Here is a 17,493-nt window from a genome sequence, read left to right on the forward strand (position 1 = left end):
ACCCGCTTGATCCAAGTTAGACGCAAATGTCCTGTAGAACCTGTTTATAGCGAAAATGCCGGCCGCATCCCACCCGCAACTCAGGTAGAATGCGCGCCCAGTTTTTGGAGAAGCTCATGACCCTGCTCAAATTCAGCGATGTGTCCCTTGCTTTCGGCGCTATGCCGTTGTTGGACAAGGTGTCCTGGCAGATCGCCCGTGGTGAGCGGGTGTGCATCATCGGCCGCAATGGCACCGGCAAGTCCAGCATGATGAAGCTGGTAAAAGGCGATCAGAAACCCGATGACGGCGCCGTATGGCGCGCGCCGGGCCTCAAGATTGGCGAGCTGCCGCAGGAATTGCCGGTAGCCGACGGACGGACAGTGTTCGACGTGGTTGCCGAGGGCCTGGACGGTGTCGGCGCATTGCTCGCCGAATACCATCATCTGGCGCAGAACTGTGTGACCGATGCCGATCTGGACAAGCTGATGCACGTCCAGCAAGACCTCGAAGCCCGCGATGGCTGGCGCCTGCAGCAGTTGGTGGACAGCACCCTGAGCCGCCTGCAATTGCCTGCCGACAAGACCCTGGCCGAGTTGTCCGGCGGCTGGCGTCGCCGTGTGCTGCTGGCCCAGGCATTGGTATCCGAGCCGGACCTGTTGCTGCTCGACGAGCCGACCAACCACCTGGACATCGGCGCGATCGCCTGGCTGGAAGAAGCCATCAAGGACTTCCAGGGGGCTGTGCTGTTCATCACGCACGACCGTGCTTTCCTGCAGAGCCTGGCGACGCGCATCCTCGAACTGGACCGTGGTGGCCTGATCGACTGGAACGGCGACTACGCCAGCTTCCTGGTGCACAAGGAAGCCGCCCTGGCCGCTGAAGAAACCGCCAATGCGCTGTTCGACAAGAAGCTGGCCCAGGAAGAAGTCTGGATCCGCCAGGGTATCAAGGCGCGCCGCACCCGTAACGAAGGCCGCGTACGCGCCCTGAAAGCTCTGCGCGTGGAACGCAGCGAACGTCGCGAGCGCACCGGCAAGGCCAATATCCAGCTGGATACCGCCGAAAAGTCGGGCAAGCAAGTGATGGTGCTGGAAAACGTCAGCTTCCATCACCCGGACGGTCCGTTCCTGATCAAGGACTTCTCCATGGTCTTGCAGCGCGGCGATCGTATCGGCCTGCTGGGCGCCAACGGCACCGGCAAGACCACGTTGCTCAAGCTGATGCTCAGCGGCCTGCAGCCCACCAGCGGCAAGGTGGAGGAGGGCACCAAGATCGACGTGGCCTACTTCGACCAGTTGCGCCATCAGTTGGACCTGGAAAAAACCGTGATCGACAACGTTGCCGAAGGTCGCGACTTTATCGATATCGACGGCCAGAGCCGCCATGTGCTCAGCTACCTGGGCGACTTCCTGTTCAGCCCGCAGCGTGCACGCACGCCGGTCAAAGCCCTGTCCGGCGGGGAACGTGCGCGCCTGCTGCTGGCCAAGCTGTTCAGCAAGCCGGCCAACCTGCTGGTGCTCGACGAACCGACCAACGACCTCGATGTGGAAACCCTCGAGTTGCTCGAAGAGGTCTTGCTGACCTTCAACGGCACGGTGCTGATGGTCAGCCACGACCGGGCATTCCTCGACAACGTGGTCACCAGTACCCTGGTCTTCGAAGGTGAAGGCAAGGTGCGTGAATATGTGGGTGGTTACCAGGACTGGCTGCGTCAGGGCGGCTCGCCGCGCCTGCTGGGTGTGACCGAGAGCAAGTCCGGCAAGGCCGACCTGAACTCGGCGGTCGTCGCCCCGGCTGCCGCTGCGGCACCCGCTGAGCCGGCGGCACCGGTTGGCAAGAAGAAACTCAGCTACAAGCTGCAGCGCGAGCTGGAAGCCTTGCCGGGTGACATCGACGCCAAGGAACAGCAGATTGCCGCGGTGGAAGCGGAAATGGCTGACGCGGGTTTCTACCTGCGCCCTGCGGCTGAAACCGCCAAGGTCATCGCTTCCCTGGAGACATTGAACCAGGAGCTGGAAGTGCTGATGGAGCGTTGGGCTGAGCTGGATGCCTGAGTGATTCCAGTGTATTGAAAAACCCGGTGCTCATCTGATGAGCACCGGGTTTTTCATATGAGAATGCAGTTTAAATGTGGGAGGGGGCTTGCCCCCGATAGCAGTCTGTCAGTCGATACATCTGGTGACTGACACTCCGCCATCGGGGGCAAGCCCCTTCCCACATTTGACCCTCATTGATTTAAGAAGGGTTTTTCACCAGTTTGACGGCCAGCACATCACACGGCGCGCCGTGCAGCACGTCATTGGCGGTAGAGCCCAGCAGCAACGCCAGGCCATGGCGGCCATGGCTGCCGACCACGATCAGGTCGCAGTGCTGTTCCTTGGCCAGGTGGTGAATCTCCTGACGTGGCTGGCCGTAAGTGAGGTGGGAGTGTTCCTTGGTCACTTCGGGATATTTGAGGATGAGCCGGTCGAGGCGTTCTTTGGCCTGGTCGAATTGTTGTTGCTGCAACTGGGAGAGATCCATGGGCACGTCGCCGCCGAAGGCCATGGCCATGGGCTCGACGATGTGTACCAGCGACAGCTTCGCGCCGCTTGCGACCGCAAAGGCACGGGCGCGCTTGATCACTGGATCGCACTCTTCGGTCAGGTCGACGGCGACCAGAATATGTTCGTATGACATGGGGCGTTCCTCCAGGGGACTGCAATATATTCAGTATGGCTGCTTTCAAGCGGATCGGGTTGCGTCAGATCAAATCCGCTCAACTGGAAATTCGGGAGTACACATATGACGGTCTGGATAGTGGTGTCAATCCTTGTGGTGGTTCTGAGCCCTCTGGCATGGCTGCGTCCGTCGCGCCATCAGAGTGGGCGCATGGCCCTGCGCATGGAGGCACGCCGCATTGGCCTGACCATGCAATTGGCGCCCCAGGAGTGGCCGCACTGGCTCAAGCTGGAGCCGCCGAGCCCCTGTGCACAGTACTGTCGGCCACGACGCGGCAGCACGCCGGCCATCTGGAGTTACTGGCAACTGGAGCCCGGAATGTGGGTCAACCAATGGCGTGAACCCTGCGTCGATGAAAAGTTGTTGCCGCATTTTGCGACGCTGCCCGCCAATGTCTACAAAGTCGAGGCCGACAGGCAAATGATCGCCCTGTATTGGGGGGAGAAGGGTGAAGCCGCTGTCCTGAAGGACATTGATGCGCTGCTCAAGGCGTTGGCCTGAAAAATAGGCAATAAAAAGCCCGACATGTTCATCGGGCTGGAGTTGGCCAGGCAGGCCGGTAATTTTGTGTATCTCTCGCGACGGATGTTCTCTCCAGCGCATTAAGGTTGTCGCTAGCCTAGCGGCATATCCCGTTCTGTACAGCCTTTTCCCAGAACTTTTCTCTTATTGATTTCGTGAATGTTTGAATATTGATGCGAGGCGCACCTAGGCTAAAGGTTCTGAAATGACTGGAAAGTCGCGTTTTTACTAGCCTTTCGGAGCGATTGACAATTGCTCGGAATTGAATGAAGGTGACGTACCCAAATCAAACGGGCGTATGAATTGAGCGTTTGTCTGTCAGACCGCTCATACAGAACCCCGACTATCGCATTGGCGGGTGTGCCTGGCGGATTGGCGTGAGCATTGACGCAACTATCAATGCCCAACCAGAGGCCAGCGTTCAATGTGTACTGTTCAGCTTCCATATCGTGGAGATCAGTTGATGATTTACGAAGGTAAAGCCATCACGGTTAAGGCTCTTGAAAGTGGCATCGTCGAACTGAAATTCGACCTCAAGGGTGAGTCCGTCAACAAGTTCAACCGTCTAACCCTGAACGAACTGCGTCAGGCCGTAGACGCCATCAAAGCAGATGCTTCGGTCAAGGGCGTGATCGTTTCCAGCGGCAAGGACGTGTTCATCGTCGGCGCTGACATCACCGAATTCGTCGACAACTTCAAGCTGCCCGATGCCGAGCTGGTGGCTGGCAACCTCGAAGCCAACAAGATTTTCAGCGATTTCGAAGACCTCAACGTGCCTACCGTTGCCGCGATCAATGGCATCGCGTTGGGCGGCGGCCTGGAAATGTGCCTGGCGGCAGACTTCCGCGTCATGTCGGCCACCGCCAAGATCGGCCTGCCGGAAGTCAAACTGGGCATTTACCCAGGTTTCGGCGGCACCGTGCGTCTGCCGCGCCTGATCGGTGCCGACAACGCCATCGAGTGGATCGCCGCGGGCAAGGAAAACAAAGCTGAAGACGCACTGAAAGTCGGTGCCGTCGACGCCGTGGTTGCGCCGGGCAAGCTGGCGGAAGCCGCGCTGAACCTGATCAAGGGCGCCATCAGCGGCGAATTTGACTACAAGGCCAAGCGTCAGCCGAAGCTGGAAAAGCTCAAGCTCAACGCCATCGAACAGATGATGTCGTTCGAAACCGCCAAAGGTTTCGTGGCTGGCCAGGCCGGCCCGAACTACCCGGCGCCGGTTGAAGCGATCAAGACGATCCAGAAAGCCGCGAACTTCGGTCGCGACAAAGCCCTGGAAGTGGAAGCGGCGGGCTTCGTCAAACTGGCGAAAACCTCGGCGGCCCAGAGCCTGATCGGCTTGTTCCTGAACGACCAGGAACTGAAGAAAAAGGCCAAGGCCTACGACGAGATCGCCAAGGACGTGAAACAGGCCGCCGTACTCGGCGCCGGTATCATGGGTGGCGGTATCGCCTATCAGTCGGCGTCCAAAGGCACGCCGATCCTGATGAAGGACATCAACGAGCACGGTATCGAGCAAGGCCTGGCGGAAGCCGCCAAGCTGCTGGTAGGCCGTGTGGACAAAGGCCGTATGACCGCCGCGAAGATGGCTGAAGTGCTTAACGGCATTCGTCCTACGCTGTCCTACGGTGATTTCGGCCACGTCGACCTGGTAGTCGAAGCCGTTGTCGAGAACCCGAAGGTCAAGCAAGCCGTGCTGGCTGAAGTGGAAGCCCAGGTCAAGGACGACACGATCCTGGCCTCGAACACGTCGACCATTTCCATCTCGCTGCTGGCCAAGGCCCTCAAGCGTCCGGAAAACTTTGTCGGCATGCACTTCTTCAACCCGGTGCACATGATGCCGCTGGTGGAAGTGATCCGTGGCGAGAAGTCCAGCGAGCTGGCCATTGCCACCACCGTTGCCTACGCCAAGAAAATGGGCAAGAACCCGATCGTGGTCAACGACTGCCCGGGCTTCCTGGTCAACCGCGTGCTGTTCCCGTACTTCGGTGGTTTCGCCAAGTTGGTCAGCGCCGGCGTGGACTTCGTGCGCATCGACAAGGTCATGGAAAAATTCGGCTGGCCGATGGGCCCGGCGTACCTGATGGACGTGGTCGGCATCGACACCGGCCACCACGGTCGCGATGTGATGGCTGAGGGCTTCCCGGACCGCATGAAGGACGACCGCCGCTCGGCGATCGACGCGCTGTACGAGGCCAAGCGCCTGGGCCAGAAGAACGGCAAGGGCTTCTATGCCTACGAGGCCGACAAGAAGGGCAAGCAGAAGAAAGTGGCCGACCCGTCGGTGCACGAAGTGCTGGCTCCGGTCATCTACGAACAGCGTGAGGTGTCGGACGAGGACATCATCAACTGGATGATGATCGCCCTGTGCCTGGAAACCGTGCGTTGCCTGGAAGATGGCATCGTTGAAACCGCCGCCGAAGCCGATATGGGCCTGGTGTACGGTATTGGTTTCCCTCCATTCCGTGGTGGTGCGCTGCGTTACATCGACTCGATCGGTGTGGCCGAGTTCGTTGCCCTGGCTGATCAATACGCTGATCTGGGCCCGCTGTACCACCCGACCGCGAAGCTGCGTGAAATGGCCAAGAACGGCCAGCGCTTCTTCGGTTAAGTGCCCAGACGACTAGAGCGAGAATATTTATGAGCTTGAATCCAAGAGACGTCGTGATCGTCGACTTCGGTCGTACTCCGATGGGCCGCTCCAAGGGCGGCATGCACCGCAACACCCGCGCCGAGGACATGTCGGCGCACCTGATCAGCAAGCTGCTGGAACGCAACGTCAAGGTCGACCCGAACGAAGTCGAGGACGTGATCTGGGGCTGCGTCAACCAGACCCTGGAGCAGGGCTGGAACATCGCACGCATGGCGTCGCTGATGACCCAGATCCCGCACACGGCTGCCGGCCAGACCGTCAGCCGCCTGTGCGGTTCGTCGATGAGCGCGCTGCACACTGCCGCCCAGGCGATCATGACCGGCAACGGTGATGTGTTCGTGGTCGGTGGCGTGGAGCACATGGGCCACGTCAGCATGATGCACGGTGTCGATCCTAACCCGCACATGTCGCTGTACGCGGCAAAAGCCTCGGGCATGATGGGCCTGACTGCGGAAATGCTCGGCAAAATGCACGGCATCACCCGTGAAGCCCAGGACGCGTTCGGCCTGCGTTCCCACCAGTTGGCCCACAAGGCGACCGTGGAAGGCAAGTTCAAGGATGAAATCATCCCGATGAACGGCTATGACGAGAACGGTTTCCTGAAACTGTTCGACTACGACGAAACCATTCGTCCGGATACCACCCTGGAAAGCCTGGCGGCCCTGAAGCCAGCCTTCAATCCAAAGGGCGGCACCGTGACAGCGGGTACTTCTTCGCAGATTACCGACGGTGCTTCGTGCATGATCGTGATGTCGGCGCAACGTGCCCAGGACCTGGGTATCCAGCCGCTGGCGGTGATCCGTTCGATGGCGGTAGCAGGTGTGGACCCGGCAATCATGGGCTATGGTCCAGTACCGGCCACACAAAAAGCCTTGAAGCGCGCGGGCCTGACCATCAACGACATCGACTTCTTCGAGCTCAACGAAGCTTTCGCCGCACAGGCCCTGCCGGTGCTGAAAGATTTGAAAGTGCTCGACAAGATGAATGAGAAGGTTAACCTGCACGGCGGTGCAATTGCCCTGGGCCACCCATTCGGTTGCTCCGGTGCACGTATCTCCGGCACTCTGCTTAACGTGATGAAGCAAAATGGCGGTAACCTTGGGGTTGCAACCATGTGCATTGGTCTCGGCCAAGGCATTTCCACCGTCTTCGAACGCGTCTAAGCGTTGAGTTGACGCAAGCCGGGGCCCAGTGCCCCGGTTTTTGTTTTTTGGCGGTTTTGTATTTTTTTTTAACAAATTTTTATAAGAGGGCCAGAGCATGAAAGTCGAACCGGGGCTCTACCAGCATTATAAAGGTCCGCAGTACCGCGTTTTTAATGTGGCGCGGCACTCCGAGACCGAAGAGGAAGTGGTGTTCTACCAAGCACTGTATGGCGATTACGGCTTTTGGGTGCGCCCGTTGAGCATGTTCCTGGAGACCGTTGAGGTTGACGGCGAGCAGGTCCCGCGCTTTGCTTTGGTCCAGGCCGAACCCAGTCTTTTTTCAGGGCAATAACGGCAGGCCGCGCAGAATGCTGCGCTTGACCTCACCTTGTTGCCACTATATATAGCGTTGCCGCGACAGGCGCCAACTGCCTTTCACTTCTCGAATTCAGGAATTTTCCGATCCATGGGCAAATCGCTGGTCATTGTGGAATCCCCGGCTAAGGCCAAGACCATCAACAAGTACTTGGGCAACGAGTACGTGGTGAAGTCGAGTATCGGCCATATCCGAGACCTGCCCACCAGCGGTTCGGCTAGCGCCAGCAAGGAGCCTGCCGCCAAGCGCGGCAAGGCGGCTGCGGGCGAAGGTCCGGTGCTCACCCCTAAAGAGAAAGCGCGCAAGCAACTGGTCTCGCGCATGGGTGTGGACCCGGATCATGGCTGGAAGGCCAAGTACGAAATCCTTCCGGGCAAGGAAAAGGTCATCGAAGAGCTGCGCCGGCTCGCCAAGGATGCCGACACCATCTATCTCGCAACGGACTTGGACCGCGAAGGGGAAGCCATTGCCTGGCACCTGCGGGAAGCCATCGGCGGCGATGACAGCCGCTACAAGCGTGTGGTGTTCAACGAAATCACCAAGAAAGCCATCCAGGAAGCCTTCTCCCAGCCGGGCGAGCTGGACATCGACCGGGTCAATGCGCAGCAGGCGCGGCGTTTCCTTGACCGCGTGGTGGGTTACATGGTCTCGCCACTGCTGTGGGCGAAGATCGCCCGTGGCCTGTCCGCTGGTCGTGTGCAGTCGGTCGCGGTGAAACTGGTCGTGGAGCGTGAGCGCGAGATCCGTGCGTTCAACCCCGAAGAGTACTGGGAAGTCCACGCCGACCTGGGCACCGCCAAAGGCGCCAGCGTACGCTTTGAAGTGGCCCGCGAGAAAGGCGAGGCGTTCAAGCCGCTGAACGAAGCCCAGGCCATGGCCGCGTTGGAAAAGCTCAAGGCTTCCAGCTACAGCATCGTCAAGCGTGAAGACAAACCGACCAGCAGCAAGCCGTCGGCTCCGTTCATCACCTCCACCCTGCAGCAGGCCGCGAGCAACCGCCTGGGCTTCGGTGTGAAGAAAACCATGATGATGGCCCAGCGTCTGTATGAGGCCGGCTACATCACGTATATGCGTACCGACTCCACCAACCTGTCGGTGGACGCGGTGGCAATGGCGCGTACCTATATTGAAAGCGAGTTCGGCAACAAGTACCTGCCGGAGAAGCCGAACGTCTACAGCAGCAAGGAAGGCGCCCAGGAGGCTCACGAAGCGATTCGTCCGTCCGACGCCAATACCACGCCCGCCAAGCTGAGCGGCATGGAGCGCGATGCTGAGCGCCTCTATGAGCTGATCTGGCGCCAGTTCCTGGCCTGCCAGATGCTGCCGGCGCAATACCTGTCCACCACGGTCACCGTGGCGGCTTCCGACTTCGAGCTGCGTGCCAAGGGCCGTATCCTCAAGTTCGACGGCTACACCCGTGTCATGCCGCAGATTGCCAAGCCTGGCGACGACGATGTGCTGCCGGATATGGCCCAAGGCGACAGCCTGAAGCTGATCAAGCTCGACCCGTCCCAGCACTTCACCAAGCCGCCGGCGCGTTATTCGGAAGCCAGCCTGGTAAAAGAGATGGAAAAACGGGGTATCGGTCGTCCTTCGACCTACGCCGCGATCATCTCCACCATCCAGGACCGCGGCTATGTGGCGCTGCATAACCGTCGCTTCTATTCGGAAAAAATGGGCGACATCGTCACCGAACGGTTGTCCGAGAGCTTCTCCAACCTGATGGACTACGGCTTCACTGCCGGCATGGAGGAGAACCTCGATGACGTGGCCCAGGGCGAGCGCGACTGGAAAAACGTTCTTGACGAGTTCTACGGCGACTTCAAGAAAAAACTCGAAGTGGCCGAAAGCCCTGAGAGCGGCATGCGTGCCAACCAGCCGGTGATGACCGACATCCCGTGCCAGACCTGCGGGCGGCCGATGCAGATTCGTACGGCCTCTACCGGCGTATTCCTCGGTTGCTCGGGCTACAGTCTCCCGCCAAAAGAACGCTGCAAGGCGACGGTCAACCTGGTGCCGGGCGATGAAATTGCCGCCGATGATGAGGGCGAATCCGAGTCGCTGGTCCTGCGTGGCAAGCACCGCTGCCCGATCTGCAGCACGGCGATGGACGCTTACCTGCTGGATGAGAAGCACAAGCTGCACATCTGCGGTAACAACCCCGATTGCAATGGCTACGAGATTGAAGAAGGCACCTACCGCATCAAGGGCTACGAAGGCCCGAGCCTGGAATGTGATAAGTGCGGCAGTGAGATGCAGCTCAAGACTGGCCGTTTCGGCAAGTTCTTCGGTTGCACCAACCCGACCTGCAAGAACACCCGCAAGCTGCTGAAGAGCGGCGATGCGGCGCCGCCGAAGATGGACCCGGTGAAGATGCCTGAGCTTAAGTGCGAGAAGGTCAACGACACCTACATCCTGCGTGACGGGGCTTCGGGCCTGTTCCTGGCGGCCAGCCAGTTCCCGAAAAACCGCGAGACCCGTGCGCCGCTGGTGCTGGAGATCGTGCCGCACAAGGATGAAATCGATCCGAAGTACCACTTCCTGTGTGAAGCACCGAAGAAAGATCCGGACGGTCGCCCGGCCGTGATCCGCTACAGCCGCAAGACCAAGGAGCAGTACGTGCAGACCGAGGTGGACGGCAAGCCTACCGGCTGGAAAGCGTTCTACGACGGCGGCAAGTGGAAGGTGGAGGACAAGCGTCAGGGCGCTTGATCCACTGATCCGTGAAAGACAAAGGCCGCCTGCATGGGCGGCCTTTTTTGTGTTGAGCTCGCGAAAATCGTTAACGATAACGCGGGAAGCCAGGTACATAATGGCTTCCTCAGGTTTTTGCGAGCAAGCCCGCTCCAAACGTAGCCGGCATCACGTTCTATTCGTTGTGGAGACTGCCTTTATGGCCAACGAACTCTATACCCGTACCAACCAGAAAATTTACTTCGCGGGTTTGTCCCTGGATGCCCTTGGCCGCGCCGAGGAAGGGAAAGAGATGAACGCCATCGCGCTGGTCCAGGCGGGGCGTGAGGCCGCACTGTTTCATCTGTACGGCGCCTTGCTGGGGCTGTGCCATGAAATTGCCGGGTTCTATCGCCTGCCCCAGGCCGGCTCACCTCGTGCAGAGATGATCATGAGCCCGCAAGTACTGGAAGCCATGGCCATCCCGGAACTGGCGGAATTGGTAGAAATGGCTCAAAACCCTGACAGTTGGGTCGCCCGCCTGCTCAAGGCTCATGCTGATATGTTCCAGCCGCCACGGGTTCGCCACGTGCCCAAGGGCGATGTGACCCAGCCGCTGATTGTGGCGGTTGCCCTGGAAGATGATGAACCTAAGCCATTGAGCCGCGAAGAGCTGGAAAGCTGGCGCCAGGAGCTGAAAAAGATGGCCTTGCGGTTTCGGGAAGGGTTGAACGAGTGCTGAGGCACCCCTATTGTTCGGGCGCACAGCACAAAGCACCGTTCATCAAGCTGTAAAGAAACCTCTTCAGAACCTCTGCGGGGCTGGGTGGATGACTGATATAATCCCCGCCTTTCGTGGAGAACACATTTTTATGCCAACGTCCTTTCTGGAAATTGTCGAGTTGCCTGACGGTCGAATCGAGCTGCGCCGCGCTGAGGACGAGGGTTCTCTGGTTATTCTGGATTTTTCCGAGGACGCAAAAGCGTTCCTGCAAGGCCAGCACGTGGAAGTGGCTAAAGCTATGTTGAGCGTGGGCGTACAGATGGCTGGTCGTCTGGCGGAAGGCGAGCCAGAGAAGGAAGATGGGCCACGCGTGCTTCACTGATTCCTGCTTTTGGACTGTGCGGTTTTAACTGATCCCTTCCTGTGGACGCGGTTTTTGTAGTGAGCGGGCTTGCCCCGCGCTGGGCTGCGAAGCAGCCCCAAAACCAGGTGTCGCTTAGTTACTGATGTAGTGCGTTGGTCAATTTAAGATCGCTTGGTTTCTGATGTATCGCGTTGTTCAATTTGGGGCCGCTTCGCAGCCCAGCGCGGGGCAAGCCCGCTCACTACAGCCCCCGGCATTGAAAGTCCCCCCCCCCCCCGCATTGAATGCAGCATCCCGCTTTTACCCTAATCGAATATTCAAGCTTTGCGCGTCGCCTTCACGTGCGGCATTGATCAACTGTTGCTTTGCGCTAGCGTTCAGCGGGTTCAACCAGCTGACGACTGTATGGCTACGGCCCAGTCGCAAAGCTTCACAGGTCAATTGTTGCGCACTTTGCGTACCGCGCGGTTGCAACAGCAGGATGCGTTCGCGGTTGAGGCCGGCGTCCCGCAGCCAGGCCTGGGTCAGGCTGGCGGGCGGGGCGATCAGCGTCAGCCAGCGCGCGTCTTTCTCCTCGCTTAATTCGCGAAGGATCGGCGCCAGCAGGTTCAGGCAGCTCTCGGCAGCACCGCGCAACGACAGCTCGCTGAACGCCTCAGGTTCGGCGCTCCAAGGCGCTTCGACCGCTTCCTTGAGGATTGGCACAAGAGGTTGGGCCATGAAGGCCTCGAACAGCGACAGTTGAGTGTGCTGTGGGGTGTGCACGAGCTGCATGGTGCCTCCTTTAGCGGCGAATGACGCCGACGCTCAGGCCTTCGATCACCAGGTCCTGATCTTTCAGGTTGACTTCGATCGGGGCGAACTCAGGGTTTTCGGCTATAAGCCAGACCTTGCTGCCTTCGCGCTTGAAGCGTTTGACGGTCACTTCATCGCCAATACGGGCGACGACGATCTGGCCATTACGGGCTTCGCGGGTGGTGTGGACGGCCAGCAGGTCTCCGTCGAAAATACCCACATCCTTCATGCTCATGCCTTGGACCCGTAACAGGTAGTCGGCGCGCGGATGGAAGAAGGTCGGGTTGATGTTGCAGGACTCCTCGACGTGCTGCTGCGCCAGGATCGGCGCGCCAGCAGCGACGCGGCCGATAATGGGTAGCGTCGACTCATCGGCCTTGGCTTCGAAGCCAGGGATGCGGATACCGCGTGAAGCGCCTGGGGTCATCTCGATCGCGCCTTTGCGAGCGAGGGCCTTGAGATGTTCTTCGGCGGCATTGGGAGACTTGAATCCCAGTTCCAGCGCAATTTCCGCTCGGGTCGGCGGGTAGCCGTTGTCATCGAGGCAGCGCTTGATAAAAGCCAGAATCTCAGCTTGGCGTGGCGTCAGTTTTAGCATGTTGATCGCTCTGTCTTTTTATACAGTGACTGGGATTATATACAGTGGACTGCGCTTGGCAATCATCCTTTTCGAGCGCTCCGCTGGACGGTCATTTGTCGGTGCGCCTGCAGGGCACAGACAGCGCTGCCTATAGAGCCGCCAGGATGTGATTAAATAGCGCTGAAACAGGTGACTGCCCGGCCGGAAAATGGACCGCAGGCTTGACAAGACATACTCTGAAACGTATGTTTCAAACAAGTGTTTGTCAGGCGGAGTAGCCATGGCCCAGTCGGAAACCGTTGAACGCATTCTCGATGCTGCCGAGCAGTTGTTCGCGGAAAAAGGATTTGCTGAAACCTCATTGCGTCTGATCACCAGCAAGGCTGGGGTCAACCTCGCGGCAGTGAATTACCATTTCGGCTCGAAAAAAGCCCTGATCCAGGCGGTATTCTCGCGCTTCCTGGGGCCGTTCTGCGCCAGCCTCGACCGTGAACTGGAGCGTCGCCAGACCAAGCCGGAAAACAAGCCAAGCCTGGAAGACCTGCTGGAAATCCTGGTTGAACAGGCGCTGGTGGTGCAACCGCGCAGCGGCAACGACCTGTCGATCTTCATGCGCCTGTTAGGCCTGGCGTTCAGCCAGAGTCAGGGCCACCTGCGGCGTTATCTTGAAGATATGTACGGCAAGGTATTTCGCCGTTACATGTTGTTGGTCAATGAAGCCGCCCCACGTATTCCGCCGATCGAATTGTTCTGGCGTGTGCACTTCATGCTCGGTGCCGCCGCGTTCAGCATGTCCGGGATCAAGGCATTGCGCGCCATTGCCGAGACCGATTTCGGCGTCAACACATCCATCGAGCAGGTGATGCGCCTGATGGTGCCATTTCTCGCCGCCGGCATGCGTGCTGAAACCGGTGTGACCGATCAAGCCATGGCTGCCGCCCAATTGCGTCCTCGCAGCAAATCGACACCGGCCGTCGCCAAAGCATGACCGTGCCGGGTGTGCGTGGCTGCTGGCATCCGCTAAGCTAGCCACCATGCCGATTTCAGCTATTGACTCGCAACCCGTTGCTTTCACTCAGCGCCCAGTATGAAGGGGGCTGCGTGAGGGCAACGGGTTGTGTGCGTTATTTAAGGAAGGTTTATGACTGCTGCCCTGCAAGGTTCTTTGATGGTCGACGTTGCCGGTACCTGGCTGACGGCCGAGGATCGTCACCTGTTGCGTCAGCCGGAAGTGGGTGGGCTGATCATTTTTGCACGCAATATCGAGCATCCGCGCCAGGTCCGCGAGCTGAGCGCGGCCATCCGTGCGGTGCGCCCGGATTTGCTGCTGGCGGTCGACCAGGAGGGCGGTCGCGTGCAGCGCCTGCGCCAAGGCTTCGTGCGTTTGCCGGCGATGCGCGCCTTGGCGGATAACCCCAATGCCGAATACCTGGCCGAGCAGTGTGGCTGGATCATGGCAACTGAGGTGCTGGCTGTGGGCCTTGACCTGAGCTTTGCCCCGGTACTGGATCTGGATTACCAGCGCAGCGCCGTGGTCGGCACGCGCTCCTTCGAGGCTGACCCCGAACGCGCCGCTGTGCTCGCCGGGGCTTTTATCCGGGGCATGAACAGCGCCGGCATGGCCGCTACCGGTAAACACTTCCCGGGGCACGGTTGGGCTGAGGCTGATTCCCACGTTGCTATTCCCAATGACGAACGCAGCCTGGAACAGATTCGCAACAATGACCTGGTGCCTTTCGCACGCCTGAGCAAGCAGTTGGCGGCAGTGATGCCTGCGCACGTGATTTATCCGCAAGTGGATTCCCAGCCCGCCGGTTTCTCGCGACGCTGGTTGCAGGACATCCTGCGCGGCGAATTGCAGTTCGACGGGGTCATCTTCAGCGATGACCTGTCCATGGCTGGGGCGCACGTGGTGGGCGACGCTGCGAGCCGTATTGAAGCGGCGCTGACAGCGGGTTGCGACATGGGGTTGGTGTGTAACGATCGTGCCGCCGCCGAGCTTGCACTCAGCGCGGCACAGCGTATGAGGGTCAAGCCATCGGCCCGCATTGCACGCATGCGTGGCCAGGCGATTGCATCGACGGACTACAAGCAGGACCCGCGTTGGTTGGTGGCACTCACTGCGTTGCGCGAGGCTCAGTTGATCGACTGAACACTGCGTCGCGGCCATCGGGAGCAAGCCCCCTCCCACACTTGACCGCGTTTCATCTGAAGAAACGCGATCAGTGTGGGAGGGGGCTTGCTCCCGATGACGGTCTGACCGTCAGCGCTTTTCCTGTTTGTTGGGCAACGGTGCAAACAACGCCTCGATATCCTCGTTGCCCAATTGCCAGTCCCCGGTCGTGCGACCATCCAGCACGCCTGCCGCCAAGTCGGACTTCTCCTTCTGCAGGTGCTGGATTTTCTCCTCCACCGTGCCTCGGGCAATCATCTTGTACACGAACACTGGCTTCTCTTGCCCGATGCGATAGGCGCGGTCGGTGGCCTGGTTTTCCGTGGCCGGGTTCCACCATGGGTCGTAATGGATCACGGTGTCGGCTTCGGTCAGGTTCAAGCCTACGCCACCCGCCTTCAGGCTGATCAGAAAAATCTGCAGTTTGCCGCTCTGGAAATCCTTCACCGGTGTACGCCGATCCCGGGTCTGGCCGGTCAACAGGGCGTAGGCGATGCCACGGTTTTTCAGCTCGGTCTCGATCAGGCTGAGCATCGAGGTGAATTGGGAAAACAGCAGGATTCGCCGCCCCTCTTCAAACAGTTCCTCGAGCATCTCCATCAGGCTGTCGAGCTTGCCGGAGCTGCTGCCCCGTACGGGCAAGGTCGCGTCGTTGACCAGGCGCAGGTCGCAGCACACCTGGCGCAGCTTGAGCAGTGCTTCAAGAATGATGATCTGGCTGCGGGCCACCCCCTTGCGGGTGATCTCGTCGCGCACCTTCTTGTCCATGGCCAGGCGCATGGTCTCGTACACATCGCGCTGGGCCTCATTGAGATCGACCCAGTGGATGATCTCGGTCTTGGGTGGCAACTCAGTTGCCACCTGCTCCTTGGTGCGGCGCAGCAGGAACGGTTTGATCCGACCATTGAGATGCTGCAATCGCACATCACTGGCGCGCTTTTCGATGGGCACGCGGTAATCGCGGTTGAAGCTTTTGACATCGCCCAGCCAGCCCGGCAGCAGAAAGTGGAACAACGACCACAGCTCGCCCAGGTGGTTTTCCAGTGGCGTACCACTCAGGCACAGGCGCTGCCGTGCATTCAGTTCGCGCGCCGCCTGGGCCGCCTTGCTGTTGGGGTTCTTGATGTATTGAGCTTCGTCCAGGATCAGCACATGCAAGGGCAGGGCGGCGAGCCGTTCGATGTCCTTGGGCAACAACGCATACGTGGTCAGCAGCAGGTCATAGTCCTGCAGGTTCGGGAAATGTTTCTTGCGTCCCGCACCGTACAGCGCCAATACCCTGAGCTGCGGTGCGAAGTGCGCCGCCTCATCCAGCCAGTTGGGAATCAGGCTGGTGGGCATCACCACCATGCACGGCCGGTCCAGGCGCCCGGCGGTTTTTTCACTGAGAATATGCGCCAGGGTTTGCAAGGTTTTACCCAGGCCCATGTCATCCGCAAGAATCCCACCGACGTCCAGTTGGCGCAGCGACTGCATCCAGCTCAAGCCTTCCAGCTGATACGGGCGCAAGGTTGCGTTCAGCCCTTCGGGCGCTATGCAGGTGAAATCCTTGATGTCGCGCAGGCGTTGGGCAAAGTTGCGGATTTTCTCGCCACCTTCCCATTGCAGTGGCAGGTCTTCGAGTGGGTTCAGGCGAATCGCGTCGGCCTTTGCCAGGCGCAGTGTGGTGGTGCCGGGATCTTGCAGATAAAACTCGCCAAGGGTGGCCAATACCGGTTTCAACCGGCCATAGGGCAGCGCTACTTGCAGCGGCCCATGACCATTGGGCAGCCCCGGGATATTCACCAGGATCAGCTCGTCATCGCGGCGCCGTGCGAGTTTTTCCGGGTTGAGAATTTCGGTGTGGGAGCGCATCAGGTTCAACAGGATCGGCAGCAGGCTCAGGCGCTCACCGTTGACGATAATCCCCAACTCCAGGTCGAACCAGTCGCGCTCCGGCCCTTCATCGACCGTGGCGTACCAATCATCGACGGCGCTCAGGTCGAAGCCGAAATCTTCATCGATCTGCAGCTCCCAGCCTTCGCTGCGCAAGGTGGGCGATGCATTGAGGGTGAAGTTCAGCCAGGCGCTGTCATTGACCATTTCGAACAGTTCGCCGGCGCTTTCCGGCAGGGCTTTGCTCTGCCGCGTAGCGATCTTGAAGCCCAGCAGGCGCAGTTGCTCGCGATAGCGCTGTTCCAGCTCGGGATGCCGCTTGATACGCAGGCTCTGGGTTTCCTGGCGCACGATGATGTCGGCGTTTTTCTGCCCGCTGACATAGTTGCCCAAATAATTGAACGACAACGCCGCACGGTGCTGGATATAGCGCTGCATCTTGCCGTTGCGCGGCTCGAACGCACTGAATTCGGCACTGGCCAGCCATAAGCGCGGCACGGGCGGCACATCTTCCATCACCACTTGCGGCAACACCACGCGGTTATCCAGTACGGCCTGGAGCTTTTCCAGCAGCTCGGCGTCCTGGGCGGCGGCCGGGTAAGCCAGGGTTTCCTGAACCTTGAGCAATACCGCCGCGATGTGTTTGCAGTTGGTGTGCACCGGGCAGGTACAGCGGCTGTCCACCAGAATCAGTGTGCCCTTGGCCGATTCGCGCAGTGAGATGGTCTGCCGGTAAACGTTGCTGCCGGAGCCTTCACAACTGGCGATGATGGTGCTGTCGCCGGACTCGACGATGCGCACGCGATTTTCCAGTGCATAACGCCGCCCGCGCTCCAAGCTCTGCTCTTTAAAGCGGTTGGCCCACGAGGGGGCCAGCGGTTTGGTCAATGACGACGTCAGGGGCATGGCG

At 59.6% G+C, this 17,493-nt stretch carries 14 protein-coding genes; 10 read left to right on the plus strand and 4 right to left on the minus strand.

Translation table 11 applies throughout. The features are described from left to right. Nucleotides 1–116: 116 nt before the first annotated feature. Nucleotides 117–2,036, plus strand: coding sequence for an ATP-binding cassette domain-containing protein (locus JBE38_RS18740; protein WP_090366165.1), 1,920 nt, complete (start codon nucleotides 117–119; stop codon nucleotides 2,034–2,036). Between the two features lie 181 nt (nucleotides 2,037–2,217). Here JBE38_RS18740 and JBE38_RS18745 read toward each other — a convergent pair whose 3' ends face one another. Beyond that, nucleotides 2,218–2,661 (minus strand): universal stress protein, encoded by a 444-nt coding sequence (locus JBE38_RS18745; RefSeq protein WP_090366163.1) that lies wholly within the window; start codon nucleotides 2,659–2,661, stop codon nucleotides 2,218–2,220. Nucleotides 2,662–2,766: 105 nt separating this feature from the next. Between JBE38_RS18745 and JBE38_RS18750 the strand changes: the two genes are divergently transcribed. From JBE38_RS18750 to JBE38_RS18780, 7 genes are all read left to right on the plus strand, one after another. Further along, nucleotides 2,767–3,204, plus strand: coding sequence for a hypothetical protein (locus JBE38_RS18750; RefSeq protein ID WP_090366162.1), 438 nt, complete (start codon nucleotides 2,767–2,769; stop codon nucleotides 3,202–3,204). A 484-nt stretch (nucleotides 3,205–3,688) separates the two neighbouring features. Then, entirely contained in the window at nucleotides 3,689–5,836 is a 2,148-nt protein-coding gene (gene fadB / locus JBE38_RS18755) for a fatty acid oxidation complex subunit alpha FadB (protein WP_060753143.1), read from the plus strand. Nucleotides 5,837–5,865: 29 nt separating this feature from the next. Next, a complete protein-coding gene (gene fadA / locus JBE38_RS18760; protein ID WP_016975260.1) occupies nucleotides 5,866–7,041 on the plus strand; it encodes an acetyl-CoA C-acyltransferase FadA in 1,176 nt (391 codons plus the stop codon). Nucleotides 7,042–7,138: 97 nt separating this feature from the next. Further along, nucleotides 7,139–7,375, plus strand: a complete 237-nt coding sequence (locus JBE38_RS18765) for a DUF1653 domain-containing protein (protein ID WP_021490990.1) — start codon at nucleotides 7,139–7,141, stop codon at nucleotides 7,373–7,375. Nucleotides 7,376–7,489: 114 nt separating this feature from the next. Next, nucleotides 7,490–10,111 carry a type I DNA topoisomerase gene (gene topA, locus JBE38_RS18770; protein WP_060753144.1) on the plus strand — a complete coding sequence of 874 codons (2,622 nt, stop codon included), beginning with the start codon at nucleotides 7,490–7,492 and terminating at the stop codon, nucleotides 10,109–10,111. A 181-nt stretch (nucleotides 10,112–10,292) separates the two neighbouring features. Beyond that, nucleotides 10,293–10,814 (plus strand): DUF6586 family protein, encoded by a 522-nt coding sequence (locus JBE38_RS18775; RefSeq protein WP_060753145.1) that lies wholly within the window; start codon nucleotides 10,293–10,295, stop codon nucleotides 10,812–10,814. A gap of 130 nt (nucleotides 10,815–10,944) precedes the next feature. Further along, complete coding sequence (locus tag JBE38_RS18780) at nucleotides 10,945–11,178, plus strand: hypothetical protein (protein ID WP_017254451.1); 234 nt, start codon at nucleotides 10,945–10,947, stop codon at nucleotides 11,176–11,178. 282 nt (nucleotides 11,179–11,460) lie between these two features. Here JBE38_RS18780 and sulA read toward each other — a convergent pair whose 3' ends face one another. Continuing rightward, on the minus strand, nucleotides 11,461–11,934 hold the full coding sequence (sulA, locus tag JBE38_RS18785; RefSeq protein ID WP_090366160.1) for an SOS-induced cell division inhibitor SulA: 474 nt from the start codon (nucleotides 11,932–11,934) through the stop codon (nucleotides 11,461–11,463). 10 nt (nucleotides 11,935–11,944) lie between these two features. Continuing rightward, nucleotides 11,945–12,553, minus strand: a complete 609-nt coding sequence (gene lexA / locus JBE38_RS18790) for a transcriptional repressor LexA (protein WP_060753147.1) — start codon at nucleotides 12,551–12,553, stop codon at nucleotides 11,945–11,947. Nucleotides 12,554–12,815: 262 nt separating this feature from the next. Between lexA and JBE38_RS18795 the strand changes: the two genes are divergently transcribed. Beyond that, nucleotides 12,816–13,523 carry a TetR/AcrR family transcriptional regulator gene (locus JBE38_RS18795; RefSeq protein WP_053255043.1) on the plus strand — a complete coding sequence of 236 codons (708 nt, stop codon included), beginning with the start codon at nucleotides 12,816–12,818 and terminating at the stop codon, nucleotides 13,521–13,523. 153 nt (nucleotides 13,524–13,676) lie between these two features. Continuing rightward, on the plus strand, nucleotides 13,677–14,687 hold the full coding sequence (nagZ, locus tag JBE38_RS18800; protein ID WP_205344852.1) for a beta-N-acetylhexosaminidase: 1,011 nt from the start codon (nucleotides 13,677–13,679) through the stop codon (nucleotides 14,685–14,687). A gap of 111 nt (nucleotides 14,688–14,798) precedes the next feature. Here nagZ and JBE38_RS18805 read toward each other — a convergent pair whose 3' ends face one another. Beyond that, nucleotides 14,799–17,489 (minus strand): DEAD/DEAH box helicase, encoded by a 2,691-nt coding sequence (locus tag JBE38_RS18805; RefSeq protein ID WP_205344853.1) that lies wholly within the window; start codon nucleotides 17,487–17,489, stop codon nucleotides 14,799–14,801. Between the last annotated feature and the right edge of the window lie 4 nt (nucleotides 17,490–17,493).

Source organism: Pseudomonas sp. ICBG1301 (assembly GCF_016918385.1).
In the GTDB taxonomy this organism is placed as follows: Bacteria; Pseudomonadota; Gammaproteobacteria; order Pseudomonadales; family Pseudomonadaceae; genus Aquipseudomonas; species Aquipseudomonas palleroniana.